We start from the raw sequence: 15687 nt of genomic DNA on the forward strand, positions 1-15687 counted from the left end.
GCTGGATAGGAAAACCGGACTGTCAGTATCTTACTGCGGAGGCCATCGGCCCTCCCGGTATGGATCCTCTGGGAGGAAGATTCATGGTTCAGCTCACCTCGCACAGCGCCTCGGTCCGCACCGAGGGCGTCGGGGCCCGCGAAACCACTGGAGTCCCGGACGCCGACGGGGCGGCACCCGGGCGCAGGCAGGTGGACGCGGGCCTGCTGGGGCGCCTCGTCCACCGGCACGACCCGCAGGACGTCTTCCCCACCGGCTGGACCCCGCAGACCGGAACCCAGTTCTCGGTATCGGCCCGTTGGCCGCGCGCGCACCGGTTCTTCGCGCCCGTGGGGGGCCGTCACCAGGACCCGCTGCTGATCGCGGAGACCATGCGCCAGACGACGATGCTCCTGGGGCACGCGGAGTTCGGGGTCCCGGACGGGGACCAGTTCGTGATGTGGGAGCTGTCGTACGTCTCCGAGCCCGGCAGGCTGCTGCTGGGGGACGAGCCCTGGGACATCACCGTGGACGTCACCTGCTCCCGCGTCAGGCGTCTGCGCCAGAGCATCGGATCCATGCACGTCGAACTGCTCCTGCATCGCCTGGGCACCGTCCTCGCCCGGGGCGGCGGGCGCATCAGCTGCACCTCCGCCAAGGCGTACGGCAAGCTGCGGGGCGACCGCAGACATGTCGTGGGCGCCCCGATACCCCTGCTGCCCGCCGTCCTGCCGGCCGAGGTGGGCAGGGTGGACGAGCGCGACGTCGTCCTGGCGCCCGCCGCGCGGAGAAACGTTTGGCGGCTGCGGCTCGACACCGGGCACCCCACCCTGTTCGCCCGGCCCAACGACCATGTGCCGGGCATTGTGCTGTTGGAGGCGGCCCGTCAGGCGGCCGTCGCGGCCACTCCCGGCCACGACTTCCTCCCGCTGTCGGTGCGGACCGACTTCCTCCGGTACGTGGAGCTCGACCGCCCCTGCTGGATCGAGGCGCGGCGCCTCCCGGTCGACGACCCGGCGGTGGCCCGGGTGCACGTCACGGCGACCCAGGACGACCGCGCGGCCTTCGCCTGCACCCTCGAATCACCCGTCCAGGGCTCGCGGTACCGCACCGCCGTGCCCCGGAGCAGGCAGTCGTGACGCCTCGCGGATCCGGGGCCGCCCGCGTGCTCGTCACCGGTGCCACCGGGTTCGTCGGAGGCCATGTGGTGGCCGCCGCCCGCGCGGTTCCCGGCCTCCGGCTGCGGCTGATGACCCATCGGACCCCTCCGGCCCCGTTCCTCGGCGTGGGCACCGGACCCGGGACCGGGGTGGAGACGGTGCACGGGGATCTCGGCGCCCCGGAGACGCTGCGCGGCAGCTGCGAGGGGGTCGACGCGGTGATCCACTGCGCCTCCGCGATCGGTGGTAACGAACCGACCGCCCGGTCCGTTAATGATCAAGGAACTCGGGCTCTGGTCGACGAGGCCGTCCGCTGCGGGGTCCCCCGCATCGTCCAGCTGAGCACGGCGTCCGTCTACGGGCGGGGCCCGTTCACCCGGCTCCGGCCCGGTGGCGCCGAGCCCGCCCCCGCGTCCGCGACCAGTCTGACCCGTGCTGCCGCCGAGCGACACGTCCTCGCGGCCGGCGGCGTCGTCGTGCGCCCGCACATCGTCTACGGGACCGGGGACCGGTGGGCCGTGCCCGGACTGGTCGCGCTGCTCGGGCAACTCTCCGCCGTTCCGGCCGGATGCGGGGCGCGGCACTCGATGATCGAGGCGGGGGCCCTGGGGCGGGCGCTGCTGGGGGCGGCCCTTTCCTCGAACGAACCGGCCGGGATCTACCACGTCAACCACCCCGAGCCGGTGAGCTGTTCACGGCTGCTGTCCACGGTCGTGGACGAACTTCGGCTGCCCTGGGGGGCCGAGAGGGTCGATGTGGCGGAGGCCCGGGAGCGGCTCGTCGGCGTCCCGTACGCGCTGCACCATTTCGGCATGCTCGCCGTGGACCACTGGTTCACCGACGAGCGGGTCGGCCGGGACTTCGACTGGGAGCCCGGCGAGGGCTTCACGGCCGCGTTCGCCCGGCATGCCTCCTGGTACCGGCGGCACCTGGAAACCGTGCGGCGGTCGGCCCCCGGGCGGTGAGGGCGGGGGCCGACGACCGGAGGGGCCCGGTGGCGGGGGCCGGCCTTCGGGGGTGTGGTGTCCGGGGCCCGAGGGCCGATGCCCGGCCGGGCGGTGGTGGCGTCGTGGCTCGTGGAGCGTCGTCAGTCCGTGATGCGGGTGCCGGTTCCGCCGACCCTGACCCGGGCGTCGCCCGCGCGGAGTTCCACGGTGAGCGTGCCGGGGCGGCCCATGTCCTCCCCCTGGTGGAGCGTCAGAGTGGCGGTGTCCGGGACGAGGCCCAGCGCGCGGGCGTAGGCGCCGAACGCGCCCCCGCGACGGTGTGGAACACCAGATCTCCGGGGCCGTCGCGCTCGGCCAGTGCGAGGGCCGTCGCGACGGTGGCATGGCCGCAGAACGGGACCTCGGCCTTCGGGCTGAAGTAGCGGATCGTGTACTCCCGGGCGGCCGACGGCCGCGCGTCCGGTGATCCCGCGCCCGTGAGGAAGGCGGATTCGCTGTAGCCCAGCTCGGCCGCGAGGGCCAGCATCGCCGCGTCGTCGAGACCCGACGCGTCCAGGACCACCCCCGCCGGATTGCCGCCCGCCGGATCGGCGGAGAAAGCGGTGTAGCGCAGGACCCCGGTACCTGAATTCTGGCTCATGTCGCAGATCAACCGCGCCGCTGCCCGGGGCATTCCCCGCCGGCGCGACGGAGGGGCGGCCCCGGGCAGCGGTCGTCCGGCTCAGTGGCAGTTCTTGACGCCCTTGCCGGTCTTCGACCAGGAGCAGGAGTCCTGGAGCTTGCCGTTCGGCTTGATCAGCCGCGCCTTGTCGCCGGTGTTGTTCCAGACGTACGAGCCGCGGTTCCAGTAGACGTGGCCGGAGCCGTTCTTGCCCTTGCCGGTGTGGACCTTGACGGTCTTGCCCGCGCCGATGGTGTAGCTGCCGAAGGTGTACGTGTACCCGGTGTTGTCCTTCAGCTTGTATCCCTTGAGCTGAAGCTTCGACTTGCCGTTGTTGTGGATGTCCACCCACTCGGCGTTCAGCGAGGCGTTGCTGCGGGTGTCCTTGCCGGGGCTGTCGTACTGGATCTTCCCGAGGTGCAGCCCGCCCTGGTGCGAGGCGGCCGTGGCCGGGGCCGTGGCGAGCAGCGAGCCGGCCAGGGCGGTGGCGGCGGCCAGGGCGAGCGGTGCCGCGGTGCGTATGCGCATTCCATGATCCTTATGTGTGCTTCCGGTGAAGGATTGTGATCATAGTGCGGCGCGGCGGCCGTCCGGGGCGGAAAGCCGGAATTCCCCCGGGGGTAGGACATGTGTGCGGCAACTTTCCGGTGCGGACAGGTGGATTGGGGTGCTCCTCGCCTTCCCGGGGCGCGGTCGCACGGGGGAGCCGCTCCCGACGGCATCGGCATCCGCCGCGTCGTCGGCCGCGCCCGGCCGCTCCGTCAGCCGCGTCCGACGTACGGCATCGCCGTCGCCATGACCGTCGCGAACCGCACGTTCGCCTCCAGCGGCAGCTCCGCCATGTGGAGCACCGTCCGCGCCTCGCCGCCGACCGGTCGGGGCCGCGGACCGCGCCGCCGCCGTACCGGTCGGCCCGGCGGATCCTGCGACCGGTCAAGAACGAGTATGGGGTGGGGAGTTCGCCGCATGGACAGGTCTTCGGGCGGAGATCATGCCCCTCGATACGTATGCGTTCTTTGCCCCGCGAATCCATTCCCACCGCGTTCCTCATCCGCCGGTCGCCCCGACGACGCGAGCACGACAACAGCTCGACGGGCTGGGCCGGTGCACTGTTCCGAGCACACCATCAGCCAGGGGAGGGACAGATGACGCACTCATCGCACCCACAGGAAATGCGGGACGCCGCCCGGCACTTCGGCCGCCGCCGCTTCCTCACCGTCACGGGTGCCGCCGCCGCGCTCGCGTTCTCGGTCAACCTGCCCGCCGCGGGCACCGCGAGCGCCGCCGAACTGGACGCGCGGAAGATCAAGGAGGATCCGTTCACCCTCGGCGTCGCCTCCGGCGACCCGCTGCCCGCCTCGGTCCTGCTGTGGACGCGGCTCGCCCCCCGGCCGTACGAGGCCGGCAGCGGACTGCCCCGGGCCCGGGTCCAGGTGGGCTGGGAGCTCGCCCGCGATGCCCGCTTCTCGCGCATCGTGCGGCGCGGCAGGGCCACCGCCCACCCGGAGTTCGACCACAGCGTCCACGTCGAGGTCAAGGGCCTCGAATCCGACCGCGTCCTCTACTACCGCTTCCGCGCCGGGAGCTGGACCAGCCCCGTCGGCCGCACCCGCACCGCGCCCGCCCGCGGCGCCCGCAACAGCTCGCTGCGCCTCGCCGCCGTCTCCTGCCAGGCGTACCACGACGGCTACTTCACCGCGTACAGGCACCTCGCCGACGAGGACGTCTCCGCCGTCTTCCACCTCGGCGACTACCTCTACGAGTACGCCGTCACCGCGACCGGCGGCGCCCGCAACCACACCGACCGTACGCTGCCCGCCCACTTCAACCGCGAGACGATCACGCTGGAGGACTACCGGCTGCGGTACGGCCTCTACAAGTCCGACCCCGACCTGCGCGCCGCGCACGCCGCGCACCCCTTCGTCGTCACCTGGGACGACCACGAGACCGAGAACAACTACGCGGGCGGCACCCCCGAGAACGACGTGCCGCCGGAGGAGTTCCTGCTGCGCCGCGCCGCCGCCTACCGCGCGTACTGGGAGAACCAGCCGCTGCGCCTCCCGCAGCGCCCCACCGGACCGGACATGAGGCTCTACCGGCGCCTGCACTTCGGCACCCTCGCCCAGTTCGACATCCTGGACACCCGCCAGTACCGCAGCGACCAGGCGTACGGCGACGGCTGGCAGAAGCCCGGACCGGACTCCGAGGACCCCTCGCGCACCATGACCGGCGCCACCCAGGAGCGCTGGCTGCTGGACGGCTGGCGCGCCTCGAAGGCCACTTGGAACGTCCTCCCGCAACAGGTCGTCATGGCCCGGCGCAAGGACGTCCCCACCGACGCCTTCAAGCTGTCGATGGACGCGTGGGACGGCTACCCCGCCTCCCGGGCGAGGATCCTGAACGGGGCCGAGGCCGCCCGGATCGAGAACCTGATGGTGCTCACCGGCGACGTGCACGTGAACTACGGCTTCGACCTGAAGAGGGACTTCGACGACCCGTCGTCCCGCACCCTCGGCACCGAGATCGTCGCCACCTCCATCACCAGCGGCAAGAACGGCTCGGACAAACCTGCCAGTTGGGACAACCTGATGCGGGCCAACCCGCATCTGAAGTTCTTCAACGGCAGGCGCGGATACGCGCTCGTCACCCTGGGCCGCGAGCGGGCGCGTGCCGACTACCGCACGGTGTCGGCCGTCACCACGCCCGGCGCGCCCGTGACGACCGCCGGATCCTTCGTCACGGAGGTCGGGAACCAGGGGCTCACGCCCGCCTGAGGGCTGTCCTCGCACCGGCGTCGTCCGGCCGGAGGCGGTTCGACGACAGGGGCCCGGGCCCGGCACGCGGTGGCGGGTGCCCCGGCCGTCGTGGCGCGGATGCCGGAGGGGAGCGGACGCGCCGGAGGGGACGTCGGTCAGCCGGCGTCGTCGGCGGGGTAGCGGACGCCGACGCGGTCACGTATCGCGTCGAGCGTCCGCATCACCGCGAGCGAGCCGTCCAACGGCACGAGCGGCGACTCCGTCTCGCCCGCCCGCAGCGCCCGCGTCACCTCCGCCTGCTCGAACTGGAGCCCGCGCAGAGGGCCGCCCGCCGTGTCCGGTGCGTCCGCCGGAACTGCCTGACCCGCCTGACCCGCTGGACCCATGGTGAACTCCTCCGGTTCGCGCCCCTCGCGGTGCAGTACGAACCGCTCCGGGTAGAAGAAGCCGCGTGGGAAGTCGATGCGCCCCTTCGTGCCGGTGACCGAGGCGGTCAGCGGGGTGTCCGCGACGATCGAACAGTTCAGCAGCGCCGAGGCCCCCGCCTCCTCCCAGCCCAGCAGAATCGCCGTGTTCAGGTCGACGCCCTCCTCGGAGAGCAGCGCGTCGGCCCGCACCCGGTCCGGTTCGCCCAGCAACAGATGCGCGAACGACACCGGATAGACCCCGAGGTCCAGCAGCGCGCCGCCGCCCAGCGCCGGGTCGCGCAGCCGGTGCCCGGGCCCGAAGGGCCCCGCGAGCCCGAAGTCGGCCTGGATCACCCGGACATCACCGATGGCTCCGTCCCGCACCAGCTCCGTCATGCGCCGGACGAGCGGGTTGCAGTACGTCCACATGGCCTCCATCAGGAACAGACCGCGGTCCCGGGCGAGCTTCACCAGCTCACCGGCCTCCCGCGCGTTCAGCGTGAACGCCTTCTCGCACAGCACGTGCTTCCCGGCCTCCAGGCAGAGCGCCGCCGCCTCCCGGTGCGCCGAGTGCGGGGTCGCGACGTACACCACGTCGACGTCCTCGTCGGCGGCGAGCGCGGCCCAGCTCCCGTGGGCCCGGGGTATCCCGAACCGCCGCGCGAACGCCTCCGCCGAGGCCTCCGTACGGGAGCCGACGGCCACCACCTCCGCGCCCGGCAGCCCCCGCAGGTCCTCGGTGAACGTCGCCGCGATACCGCCCGTCGCCAGTACGCCCCAGCGCACGACCTCGCCCATGCCCGTCATGCCCGCTCTCCCCCCGAAAGGTCTCGACCAGTGTGGCCGAGCTGAGAGCATAGATGCAGATTCAACGACATGGAGATGACAATGGCGGAGAGCGGAGCCCGGCAGGGCAACGCGCACATACCGGCCGCCAGGGGGCGCGGCCGGTCCCACGACGAGACCATGACCCCCGGCGCGCACTCCGGGAGACCGGCCGCGGCCGAGGCGGTCCGTCGCACCGGACTGCTCGTCACCCTGGTGCTCGGCGGTCTCACCGCGCTGCCGCCGCTCTCCATGGACATGTACCTGCCGGCACTGCCCGCGGTCACCGAGTCCCTGCACGCCCCCGCCACGACCGTCCAGCTCACTCTCACCGCCTGCCTCGCCGGCATGGCGCTCGGGCAGATCGTCGTCGGGCCGATGAGCGACCGCTGGGGGAGGCGCCGGCCGCTGCTCCTCGGCATGACGGTCTACGTCGTCGCGACCGTGATCTGCGTCTTCGCGCCCACCGCAGAACTCCTCATCGGCTTCCGCCTCATCCAGGGGCTGGCCGGCGCGGCGGGCATCGTCATCGCCCGTGCCGTGGTGCGCGACCTGTACGACGGCGTGGAGATGGCCAGGTTCTTCTCCACCCTGATGCTGATCTCGGGCGTCGCCCCCGTCGTCGCCCCGCTGATCGGCGGGCAGGTGCTGCGGTTCACCGACTGGCGGGGCATCTTCGCGGTCCTTGCCGTCGTCGGCCTGCTGCTCACCCTGGTCGTCTGGAAGTGGCTGCACGAGACGCTGCCGCCGGGCGACCGGCACACCGGCGGCTTCGGCGACGCGCTGCGCACCATGCGCGGGCTGCTCGCCGACCGGGTCTTCGCCGGCTACATGATCGCGGGCAGTCTGGCCTTCGCCGCCCTCTTCGCGTACGTGAGCGCCTCGCCGTTCGTCATGCAGGAGATCTACGGGGCGTCGCCGCAGACGTTCAGCCTGCTCTTCGGGATCAACTCGGTCGGCCTGGTCGTGGTCGGCCAGATCAACGGCAAGCTGCTGGTCGGCCGGGTCAGCCTGGACAAGGCGCTCGCCTTCGGACTCTCGGTCATCGTGCTGGCCGCCACCGCGCTGCTGGTCATGACGTCCGGGATCGTCGGGCAGGTGGGCCTGGTCCCGATCGCGACCGCGCTCTTCGTCCTGATGTCGGCGATGGGGCTCGCGATGCCGAACACCAACGCGCAGGCGCTGATGCGGACGAAGCACGCGGCCGGATCCGCCTCCGCGCTGCTCGGCACGTCGTCGTTCCTGGTCGGCGCGGTCGCCTCGCCGCTCGTCGGGATCGCGGGCGAGGACACGGCCGTTCCGATGGCGGTCGTGCAGTTGGTGTGCGGACTGGGCGCGCTGGCCTGCTTCCTGGGCATGTGCCGCCCCTGGCAGCGGGCGTCGTAGCCCGGCCCGGCCCGGTCGGGGCACGCGGGGCGCGCACCGGCCCGCGCAGGGCCGTACCGCCCCGCCCGGGACGGGCTCCCGGACCCCATTGGAACGGGCCTGTCCGAACAGCTCGGTACGCGGAACCGGCTCCGCCCCGCCCGGACCCGCACGGAACGGGTCCGGGCGGATCCGGGCGGGGCGGAGCCGTGGCGGGCCCGTACGGCTCAGCGCGTGCCCGGGTAGCCGATCAGATGCGGGCGGTCCTTCTCGTCGGTCCAGCGGAACAGTCCCACACCGTCCGACGTCACCGCGCCCGGAACCCGCACGTTCGACGGCAGGGCGCCCGTGGAGCCGCTCCTGACCGCGACCGCGACGGGGGCGCCGCCACCGGCCAGCACGTCCCCCGCGTTGCGCGCGCTCGCCGCGCCGTACGCGATGCCCTCGTCGTTCACCGACACCAGGGTCAGCGGCTTCGAGCCGTCCGTGCCCTCGAAGCAGAAGCCCCGGTGCGTCACCAGGTCGAAGGCGAGCGGCCCCGCCACCACGGAACCGGCCGAGGGGGCGGCGACGAGCTGCGGATACTGGCCCGGCTTGATCGCGGGCTTGCTGCACTCCACCGAGGCGAGCGCCTTGCCCGTCTCCAGGTCGTGCACCGTCCACAGGTCGTGCGTGGCGGCGCGCTTCGCGCCCTTCGCGAGCTGCCACTTCGCCAGCAGCAGGCCCCGGATCACCGACGTGGGGATCCCGCTGCGGCGGTCGGTGCCCTTGGGCGCGACATCGCGGCTGAACCAGCCGTCCTGCACCCAGAACTCCTTGGAGCCGCTGACCAGCAGGCCCTTCTGCGCCAGTCCCCGCACCTCCGTGAGCTGCTTGCAGGTGGGGCAGTCCTTCGGATACTTCAGCTGCGCGGCGGTGATCTGCGACACCCGGCCGGTCGCCGGGTCGACCACCACACTGTTCGTCCGGCCGTCACCGATGAGGATGCCGGGGCCGGTGGAGGAGACCGTCGGGACGGTGCTCCACGGCACCTCGACGCGCCTCCGGGAGCCGTCCTGCGCGTTGTAGACATCCATCGAGACGATCGTGTCGGCGGGGGTCAGCGCGTTCTCGCCGACCTTTCCGTACGACCACGTCACGAAGTACTCCTGGTCGTCCACGGTGGCCGTCAGGAGCCTCGGGAAGCGCTGCGGGGACGGCGGACGCCAGCTCTCCCCGTGCCAGCCGGACTGCCCGGTCTTCGAGTCGATGGTCCGCAGCTGGAACTTGGTGTCCGAGACCCGTACGAGGTAGGCGAGACGGCCCGTCTCCCGGGAGATCGCGTAGTCGGGCGAGGTACCGACCAGCTCCCAGCCGTGCTCCGTCTCGAACGCGGAGGGGACGGTGAGCTGCGTCACCGGTGTCGCGCTCGTCTTGACCTGTTTCTCCGCCTTGTCGGGTTTCTTCCCGCCGCTGCCGCACGTGGCCAGCAGAAGCAGCATGGCAAGCACGAGCACTCCGCCGACCAGAACCAGGCGCACGATCTTCTGTCTCATGGTGTCCCTCGATGGGCAGTCCCGACCTCGCGGCCGTCAGACTAGCAACACGCGTAGCGTTCGGGGCAGTTCGCGAGTACCGCTGTTCTCCGCCGTTTCCGGGCCGTAGGCCCTGTCTTCCCGGACCGTAGGCCCTGCCGTCACACTGCCGCCCGCCGTGTGCCCGGTACTTCCCCGAGCCCGCGGCGTCGTCGGAGCGGTCCTCGTACGTCCGTCCGGTACGAGGACGGTCCTCGTCTCGCGCTCGCACGCACCGGACGCCGCACGGCCCGGCCCCCGGCCGAACGACGGCAGCGTGACGACAGGGCCCGGCCGGTTCGTCACCTCCGCCTACAATTCGCCGGTGAACGCCACCTTCTCCACCGCGGAAGCCCTGCGCGCCGCACTGGCCGGACTGCTCGACGGACTGCCGCCCAAGCAGGCCGCCCAGGCCGTCGACCGGCTCATCGCCAACTACCGGGGCAACACCCCCACCCACGCCCCGGTGCTCCGCGACCGCTCCGACGTGGCCGCCTACGCCGCGTACCGGATGCCCGCGACCTTCGAGGCGGTACGGTCCGCCCTCGACGCGCTCCGGGCGGCGGCCCCGGACTGGGCGCCCGCCACGCACACCGACGTCGGCGGCGGCACCGGAGCGGCGAGCTGGGCGGTGGCCGGGGCCTGGGAGGACGCGCGGACGACCGTGCTGGACTGGGCGGAGCCCGCCCTCGACCTCGGCCGTGAGCTGGCCGCCGCCTCCGGCGTTCCCGCCCTGCGCGCCGTCCAATGGCGCCGGGAGCGGATCGGCGCGGATCTCGAACTCGCCCCCACCGACCTCGTCACCGTCTCCTACGTGCTCAACGAGCTGACGGCACCGGTCCGGGCCGCCCTCGTCGATTCCGCCGCCGCGGCGGCGCGGGCGGTCGTGGTCGTCGAGCCGGGCACCCCCGACGGGTACGCCCGGATCATCGAGGCCCGGGACCGGCTGATCGCCGCCGGGCTGACGGTCGCCGCGCCCTGCCCGCACAGCGACGCCTGCCCCATAGAGCCGGGCTCCGACTGGTGCCACTTCTCGGCCCGGGTCAGCCGTTCCTCGCTGCACCGGCAGGTCAAGGGCGGCTCGCTGCCGTACGAGGACGAGAAGTTCAGCTACGTCGTCGCGACCCGGTTCGAGACGGCGCCCGCACCGGCGCGCGTCGTCCGCAGGCCGCAGATCCGCAAGGGACAGGTGCTGCTGGACCTGTGCACCCGTGACGAGGCGCTGCGCCGGGCCACGGTCACCAAGCGGCACGGCGGGCTGTACCGGGCCGCCCGGGACGCCGCGTGGGGCGACGCGTGGCCGCCGGACGGACCGGACGACGGACGGGACGACTGAGAGCCGCGGGGACGACGGGCGGCGGACGGGACGGCCGGGTGGTGCGCAGATGACGGTGGCGGACCGGGCCGGGGGTGCGTGGGCCAGAGGTCGCGGACGACCGGAACCCCCGGTCGCCCGCCACCCGCGCGGTTCCCGCGGTTATCCGCGCAGCTCCTGAGTGCAGCACTTCACGCTGCCGCCGCCCTTCAGCAGCTCGCTCAGATCCATCGGTACCGGCTCGAAGCCGCGTTCACGCAACGGCTGGAAGAGCCCCGTCGCGGCCTGCGGCAGCAGCACGTGCAGCCCGTCGCTCACCGCGTTCAGGCCGAGCGCCGCGGCGTCCGCCTCCTCGGCGATCAGCGCGTCGGGGAAGAGGCGCGCCAGCACCGCCCGGCTGCCCGGCGAGAAGGCGTCCGGGTAGTACATGATCTCGTCGCCCGCCTCGTCCAGCACGGACAGGGCCGTGTCCAGGTGGTAATAGCGCGGATCCACCAGATCGAGACCGATCACCGGGCGGCCGAAGAACTCCTGCGCCTCGTCGTGCGACAGCGGACTGGACCGGAAGCCCCGCCCGGCCAGCAGATACGACGCGGTGACCGCGAAGTCGCCCTCGCCCTCGTTCACGTGCGCCGGCTCGTGGATCTCGGTGAAGCCGGCCGCACGGAACCACTCGCGGTGGGCGGCGGCCTCCTCGTACCGCTCCCGGTACGCGAACCGCGCCCCCAGCACCCGGCCGTCGACGACGGTGGCGCCGTTGGCGGCGAAGACCATGTCGGGCAGGTCGGGGCGGGGCGTGAGCAGCTCCACCGTGTGCCCGAGAGCGCGGTAGCGGTCCCGCAGGTCCTCCCACTGGGTCTGGGCCAGCCGGAGGTCCACGGGCTTGCCGGGATCCATCCACGGATTGATGGAGTACGTCACCCGGAAGTGCGCCGGAGGGCACATCAGGTAACGGCGGGGCGTGGCCCGACGACCGGGGGCGTGGCGCGGGGCGCCCCGGTGGAGGGGAGTGGTGTCCGGGTGGTTCGTGGGCAATGAAGGCTCCTCACGAAACGCAGGGGTCGCCTGCCGGGTACGTCGCACGGGTGCGTGCGTGAGCCCATGGTCCGCCTTCCGCGGGCGGTGCGCAGTGATCCGATCGGGTGGTTCCGCACGGTGGCCGGGGACGCGATGCGACGATACGTAGCGACTCGTACCGTCGTCAGATCGGGCGTCATGACAGACAAGCGTTCCCCCGACTCCAGCCGTCGCAGCGAGCGCTCGCGCCGTGCGATCCACGACGCGGCGCTCGCCCTGGTCGGCGAGGTCGGCTACCGGGCCACCACCATCGAGGCCATCGCCGCGCGGGCGGGCGTCGGCAAGCAGACGATCTACCGGTGGTGGCCGTCCAAGGCGGCCGTGCTCCTGGAGGCGTTCGTGGCGCTCGGTGAACGGTCCGGGCGGCAGGGCGGGGGGCACGGAGAGGGCCACGAGAGCGACGGGGGCGATGAGGCCGGTGGGGCCGGGGAGCAGGGCTTTCCGGACACCGGGGATCTGGCGGCCGACCTCAAGACCGTCATGCGGGCCACCGTCGACGAGCTGACCGACCCCGCCTTCGAGGCGCCGACCCGGGCACTGGCCGCCGAGGGCATCGTCGATCCCGAGCTCGGTGCCGCGTTCGTCCAGAAGCTGCTCGAACCGGGGCTCCGGCTGTACGAGGCGCGGCTGCGCGCCGCCCAGGAGGCCGGCCGGGTGCGCGCCGACGCCGACCCGCGGATCGCCCTGGAACTCCTCGTCGGTCCGCTCACGCACCGCTGGCTGCTGCGCACCCGTCCGCTGACCCACGCCTACGTGGACGCGGTCGTCGACCACGCCCTGCGCGGCCTGGAGGAGCCATGAGACATGTCCATCATTTCGTAGTAAAAGGTGCCGTAGTGACCGGTTCCGTGTGGCGTCTCCCGTACCCCGCTTCGGAACTCCGGCCACCTGAGGCGCAGGATGGTGGGACGATGGGCAGAGGCAATACTGAGGTGAGGGGATAGATGGGCGCCGATTTCGGCCGTAGTCGCGGCTCAGCGAGCAAGATTTCCCAATGGCTCCGCCGCCGACCCAAACCGCAGCAGAGCGAGGTCGACGACACCGCCCGGGAGGCGCTGCTCCTGGCCGTGGCGGACGCCGGAATGCCGATCGCGCCCGCGGCCCACCCGGTCGGCTACCGATGTTCGTGCGAACGCATCGGCTGTCCCACGCCCGCCCGGCACCCCGTCTCCTTCGCTTGGCAGACCCAGGCCACCACCGACCGCGCCCAGATCGAGCGCTGGGCCCGCAACCAGCCGCAGGCCAACTTCATCACCGCGACCGGCATGATCCACGACGTGCTCGACGTGCCGCTGTCCGCGGGGGAGCAGGCCCTGGAGCGGCTGCTGGCCGCGGGCGTCGAGGTCGGCCCCGTCGCCCGGTCCGGCGACGACCGGATGCTGTTCTTCACCGCCACCCGGGGCACCCCCGAGGACGAGGACGAGTGGTGGCCCTGCGAGCTGGACTGCCACCCCGAGACCATGGACGAGCATCCGGGGCTGCGCTGGCACTGCCGCGGCAGCTACGTCCTGCTGCCGCCGGCCATGCTCCCCGCGGAACTGGACGTGCGATGGGTGCGCGGACCGGAGCATCCGCTGCCCGATCCGCTCACGCTGCTGGGAACGCTCACGGACGCCTGCGCCCAGTACGTGGACGCGGCGGACCAGAACGAACTCGATCACGGCTCGGTGGCCTGGCCACTGAGCCGTTAGCGTTCCCGGGCCCGGCCGCCGGGCTCCCGGGCCCCGGACTCCGTACCGCCGGGACCCGTCAGGAGCCCTTCGCCGACGTCAGACCCGGCAACCGGTTCAGCACGACCACCTTGCCGTCGCCCGCGCCCTTCTTCGGCACGTGGACCAGTTGACCGGACACCCGCTCCTTGGTGAGGGTCGACTTCACCTCGCCCGTCAGCAGCGCCTCCACGTCCGCGTTGAGCGGCGGGCGCAGCCCCTTCGCGGCGGTCTGCCGTTCGAAGTGCTTGCTGCTGAAGAAGACCAGCGCCCCGCCGTCGTCCGTCTCCAGGCCCAGGGGAGCGAACGAGCCGGTGTCCAGCGGCTGGTCGACGTACTGGTACGAGAAGCCGGGACGCCGGGTGGTGCGGCGCGCCTCGCGCCAGCCGGAGGTGGAGTCGCCGGGGGCGAACACGTCCGGGGTGCCCTTCTGGAGGTACTCCGTGTACCGGGTGCTCAAGTCCTCGGGTGCCACGGCGAGGCCGTCGTCGTCCGAGGCCACCGGCTGGGCGAGGCCGTCGTCGTCCTTGGCGAACCGGGGCAGCCGCGAGGGCGCGACCACCGCCAGATAGGAGGTCCGCCACCCCGCGTCGGGACCGGACTTGACGAAGACGAGCAGCCAGCGGGTGTCGAGCTTCCCGTTGTCCTCGTCGCGGTTGGAGTCCGTGTCCGCGACGAACCAGCGCGGCCAGCCGGCCTTCCTCGGGATTAGGTAGGTGGCGTCGGTCAGTTCCAGCGGCGTGTGACGGGAGTTGCCGTCCGGGTTGTTCTTCCGGCGTGCCTTCAGGCCGGCCTGGTTGACCGCGCCGAGCGGGCCGGCGACCCGGTCCGCGTCGAGGGCCGGGTCGTACGCCTTGTCCGCCGCGTTGTACGCGTCGGTGAAGTCCTTCAGGGCCTGTGCGGCCTCAGCCCTGGTTGCCGACGGCACCACTTCCAGCTCGCCGTGCACCGTCACGCACCCGCTCGCCGTCACGCACAGCACCGTCGCCGCCGCCGTGAGACCCGTCGTCCGCCGAATCGGCCCCAGACTTCTCATCCGTTGCTTTCCGCGCCTTCTGATCCGTCGCCCGCACTGACCGTCCGAACCCTACCGGGGCGAGGAACAGGGCGAGGGTGGGGACCAGATACAGCGCCCACACGATGACCTGGAGAACGGTCGGATCCGGCTGGAAGTTGAACGTCCCCTTCAGCAGCGTGCCGTACCAGCTGTCCGGCGGAATCGCGCCGCTGATGTCGAACGCGCGGTTGTGCAGGCCCCCGATGAACTCGGCCTCCTGGAGGTCGTGGACGCCGTACGCGAGGACGCCCGCGGCGACGACGACCAGCATGCCACCGGTCCAGGTGAAGAACTTCGACAGGTTGATCCTGAGCGCGCCCCGGTAGAACAGCCAGCCCAGCACGACGGCGGCGGCGATCCCGAGGAACGCGCCGACCATCGGGTGCCAGCCGTCGTCCGCCGCGTGCACCGCGCGCCACACGAACAGCGAGGTCTCCAGGCCCTCGCGGCCCACCGCGAGGAGCGCCGTGGCGACCAGGGCGCCGGTCCCCATCGCGAGCGCCGCGTCCAGCTTGCCGTGCAGCTCCGTCTTCAGGTGCCGGGCGGTGCGCCGCATCCAGAACACCATCCAGGTGACCAGACCGACCGAGATGATCGACAGTGAACCGCCGAGCGCCTCCTGCGCCTTGAACGTCATCTCCTGCGAGCCGAATTCCAGACCCGCGCCGAACGCCAGGCTGACGAGGACCGCGATGCCGACGCCGATCCAGATCGGCACCAGCTTGTCCCTGTTGCCGGTCTTCACCAGATAGGCGATGAGGATGCAGACGACCAGGCTGGCCTCAAGGCCCTCGCGCAGGCCGATCAGAAAGTTGCTGAACACGTCTCGGTTCTCCTGTTCCGCTGTTCCGCTTCGGATCCCGGCACGAGATCCGC

The 15687-nt window shown here is 72.2% G+C and carries 13 protein-coding genes and 2 pseudogenes; 7 read left to right on the top strand and 8 right to left on the bottom strand.

All coding sequences use genetic code 11. The features are described from left to right. The first annotated feature begins 83 nt into the window (after positions 1-83). A complete protein-coding gene (locus AMK22_RS05755) occupies positions 84-1118 on the top strand; it encodes a ScbA/BarX family gamma-butyrolactone biosynthesis protein (protein ID WP_079185938.1) in 1035 nt (344 codons plus the stop codon). Then, positions 1115-2104, top strand: coding sequence for an NAD-dependent epimerase/dehydratase family protein (locus AMK22_RS05760; protein WP_073782146.1), 990 nt, complete (start codon positions 1115-1117; stop codon positions 2102-2104). The genes AMK22_RS05755 and AMK22_RS05760 overlap by 4 nt, the downstream gene beginning before the upstream one ends. Before the next feature lie 122 nt (positions 2105-2226). On the opposite strand, the pseudogene AMK22_RS05765 reads toward AMK22_RS05760, so the two are convergent. The 3 genes and pseudogenes from AMK22_RS05765 to AMK22_RS05775 form a co-directional block, all read right to left on the bottom strand. Beyond that, positions 2227-2726: pseudogene (locus AMK22_RS05765) on the bottom strand (PhzF family phenazine biosynthesis isomerase). A gap of 81 nt (positions 2727-2807) precedes the next feature. After that, positions 2808-3275, bottom strand: a complete 468-nt coding sequence (locus AMK22_RS05770; RefSeq protein ID WP_073782147.1) for a lamin tail domain-containing protein — start codon at positions 3273-3275, stop codon at positions 2808-2810. 233 nt (positions 3276-3508) lie between these two features. Beyond that, positions 3509-3607, bottom strand: a pseudogene (locus AMK22_RS05775) (3-oxoacyl-ACP reductase); the annotation flags it as partial. 285 nt (positions 3608-3892) lie between these two features. On the opposite strand from AMK22_RS05775, the gene AMK22_RS05780 reads away from it, so the two are divergent. Further along, complete coding sequence (locus AMK22_RS05780; RefSeq protein WP_073782148.1) at positions 3893-5521, top strand: alkaline phosphatase D family protein; 1629 nt, start codon at positions 3893-3895, stop codon at positions 5519-5521. A gap of 137 nt (positions 5522-5658) precedes the next feature. Here AMK22_RS05780 and AMK22_RS05785 read toward each other — a convergent pair whose 3' ends face one another. After that, the gene (locus AMK22_RS05785; protein ID WP_073782777.1) at positions 5659-6708 is read right to left on the bottom strand and encodes a Gfo/Idh/MocA family protein; all 1050 of its coding nucleotides are present in this window, start codon (positions 6706-6708) and stop codon (positions 5659-5661) included. Between the two features lie 84 nt (positions 6709-6792). Between AMK22_RS05785 and AMK22_RS05790 the strand changes: the two genes are divergently transcribed. After that, positions 6793-8121: a multidrug effflux MFS transporter gene (locus AMK22_RS05790; protein WP_443333276.1), complete on the top strand. Its 1329-nt coding sequence runs from the start codon at positions 6793-6795 to the stop codon at positions 8119-8121. A gap of 206 nt (positions 8122-8327) precedes the next feature. On the opposite strand, the gene AMK22_RS05795 is transcribed toward AMK22_RS05790, so the two are convergent. After that, positions 8328-9635 carry a hypothetical protein gene (locus tag AMK22_RS05795; RefSeq protein ID WP_073782149.1) on the bottom strand — a complete coding sequence of 436 codons (1308 nt, stop codon included), beginning with the start codon at positions 9633-9635 and terminating at the stop codon, positions 8328-8330. Between the two features lie 343 nt (positions 9636-9978). Between AMK22_RS05795 and AMK22_RS05800 the strand changes: the two genes are divergently transcribed. Beyond that, entirely contained in the window at positions 9979-10989 is a 1011-nt protein-coding gene (locus AMK22_RS05800; RefSeq protein WP_073782781.1) for a small ribosomal subunit Rsm22 family protein, read from the top strand. Positions 10990-11130: 141 nt separating this feature from the next. Here the strand turns inward: AMK22_RS05800 and ddaH are convergent, their stop codons facing one another. Next, positions 11131-12003, bottom strand: a complete 873-nt coding sequence (gene ddaH / locus AMK22_RS05805) for a dimethylargininase (protein ID WP_338014137.1) — start codon at positions 12001-12003, stop codon at positions 11131-11133. 180 nt (positions 12004-12183) lie between these two features. On the opposite strand from ddaH, the gene AMK22_RS05810 reads away from it, so the two are divergent. Further along, positions 12184-12846: a TetR/AcrR family transcriptional regulator gene (locus AMK22_RS05810; protein ID WP_073782785.1), complete on the top strand. Its 663-nt coding sequence runs from the start codon at positions 12184-12186 to the stop codon at positions 12844-12846. Positions 12847-12989: 143 nt separating this feature from the next. Further along, a complete protein-coding gene (locus AMK22_RS05815; RefSeq protein ID WP_073782150.1) occupies positions 12990-13736 on the top strand; it encodes a bifunctional DNA primase/polymerase in 747 nt (248 codons plus the stop codon). Positions 13737-13794: 58 nt separating this feature from the next. Here AMK22_RS05815 and AMK22_RS05820 read toward each other — a convergent pair whose 3' ends face one another. Next, complete coding sequence (locus AMK22_RS05820) at positions 13795-14727, bottom strand: hypothetical protein (RefSeq protein ID WP_338014138.1); 933 nt, start codon at positions 14725-14727, stop codon at positions 13795-13797. Continuing rightward, positions 14660-15634, bottom strand: coding sequence for an iron uptake transporter permease EfeU (efeU, locus tag AMK22_RS05825; protein ID WP_073782152.1), 975 nt, complete (start codon positions 15632-15634; stop codon positions 14660-14662). The genes AMK22_RS05820 and efeU overlap by 68 nt, the downstream gene beginning before the upstream one ends. Positions 15635-15687: the final 53 nt, after the last annotated feature.

Source organism: Streptomyces sp. CB01580 (genome assembly GCF_001905795.1).
Classification (GTDB): domain Bacteria; phylum Actinomycetota; class Actinomycetes; order Streptomycetales; family Streptomycetaceae; genus Streptomyces.

Excerpts from the sequence above, each read along its gene's own strand:
- AMK22_RS05780 (WP_073782148.1), top strand. The coding sequence starts at position 3,893 with ATGACGCACTCATCGCACCCACAGGAAATGCGGGACGCCGCCCGGCAC.
- AMK22_RS05810 (WP_073782785.1), top strand. The coding sequence starts at position 12,184 with ATGACAGACAAGCGTTCCCCCGACTCCAGCCGTCGCAGCGAGCGCTCG.
- AMK22_RS05770 (WP_073782147.1), bottom strand. The coding sequence starts at position 3,275 with ATGCGCATACGCACCGCGGCACCGCTCGCCCTGGCCGCCGCCACCGCC.
- AMK22_RS05795 (WP_073782149.1), bottom strand. The coding sequence starts at position 9,635 with ATGAGACAGAAGATCGTGCGCCTGGTTCTGGTCGGCGGAGTGCTCGTG.
- AMK22_RS05815 (WP_073782150.1), top strand. The coding sequence starts at position 12,990 with ATGGGCGCCGATTTCGGCCGTAGTCGCGGCTCAGCGAGCAAGATTTCC.
- AMK22_RS05790 (WP_443333276.1), top strand. The coding sequence starts at position 6,793 with ATGACAATGGCGGAGAGCGGAGCCCGGCAGGGCAACGCGCACATACCG.
- AMK22_RS05755 (WP_079185938.1), top strand. The coding sequence starts at position 84 with ATGGTTCAGCTCACCTCGCACAGCGCCTCGGTCCGCACCGAGGGCGTC.
- AMK22_RS05785 (WP_073782777.1), bottom strand. The coding sequence starts at position 6,708 with ATGGGCGAGGTCGTGCGCTGGGGCGTACTGGCGACGGGCGGTATCGCG.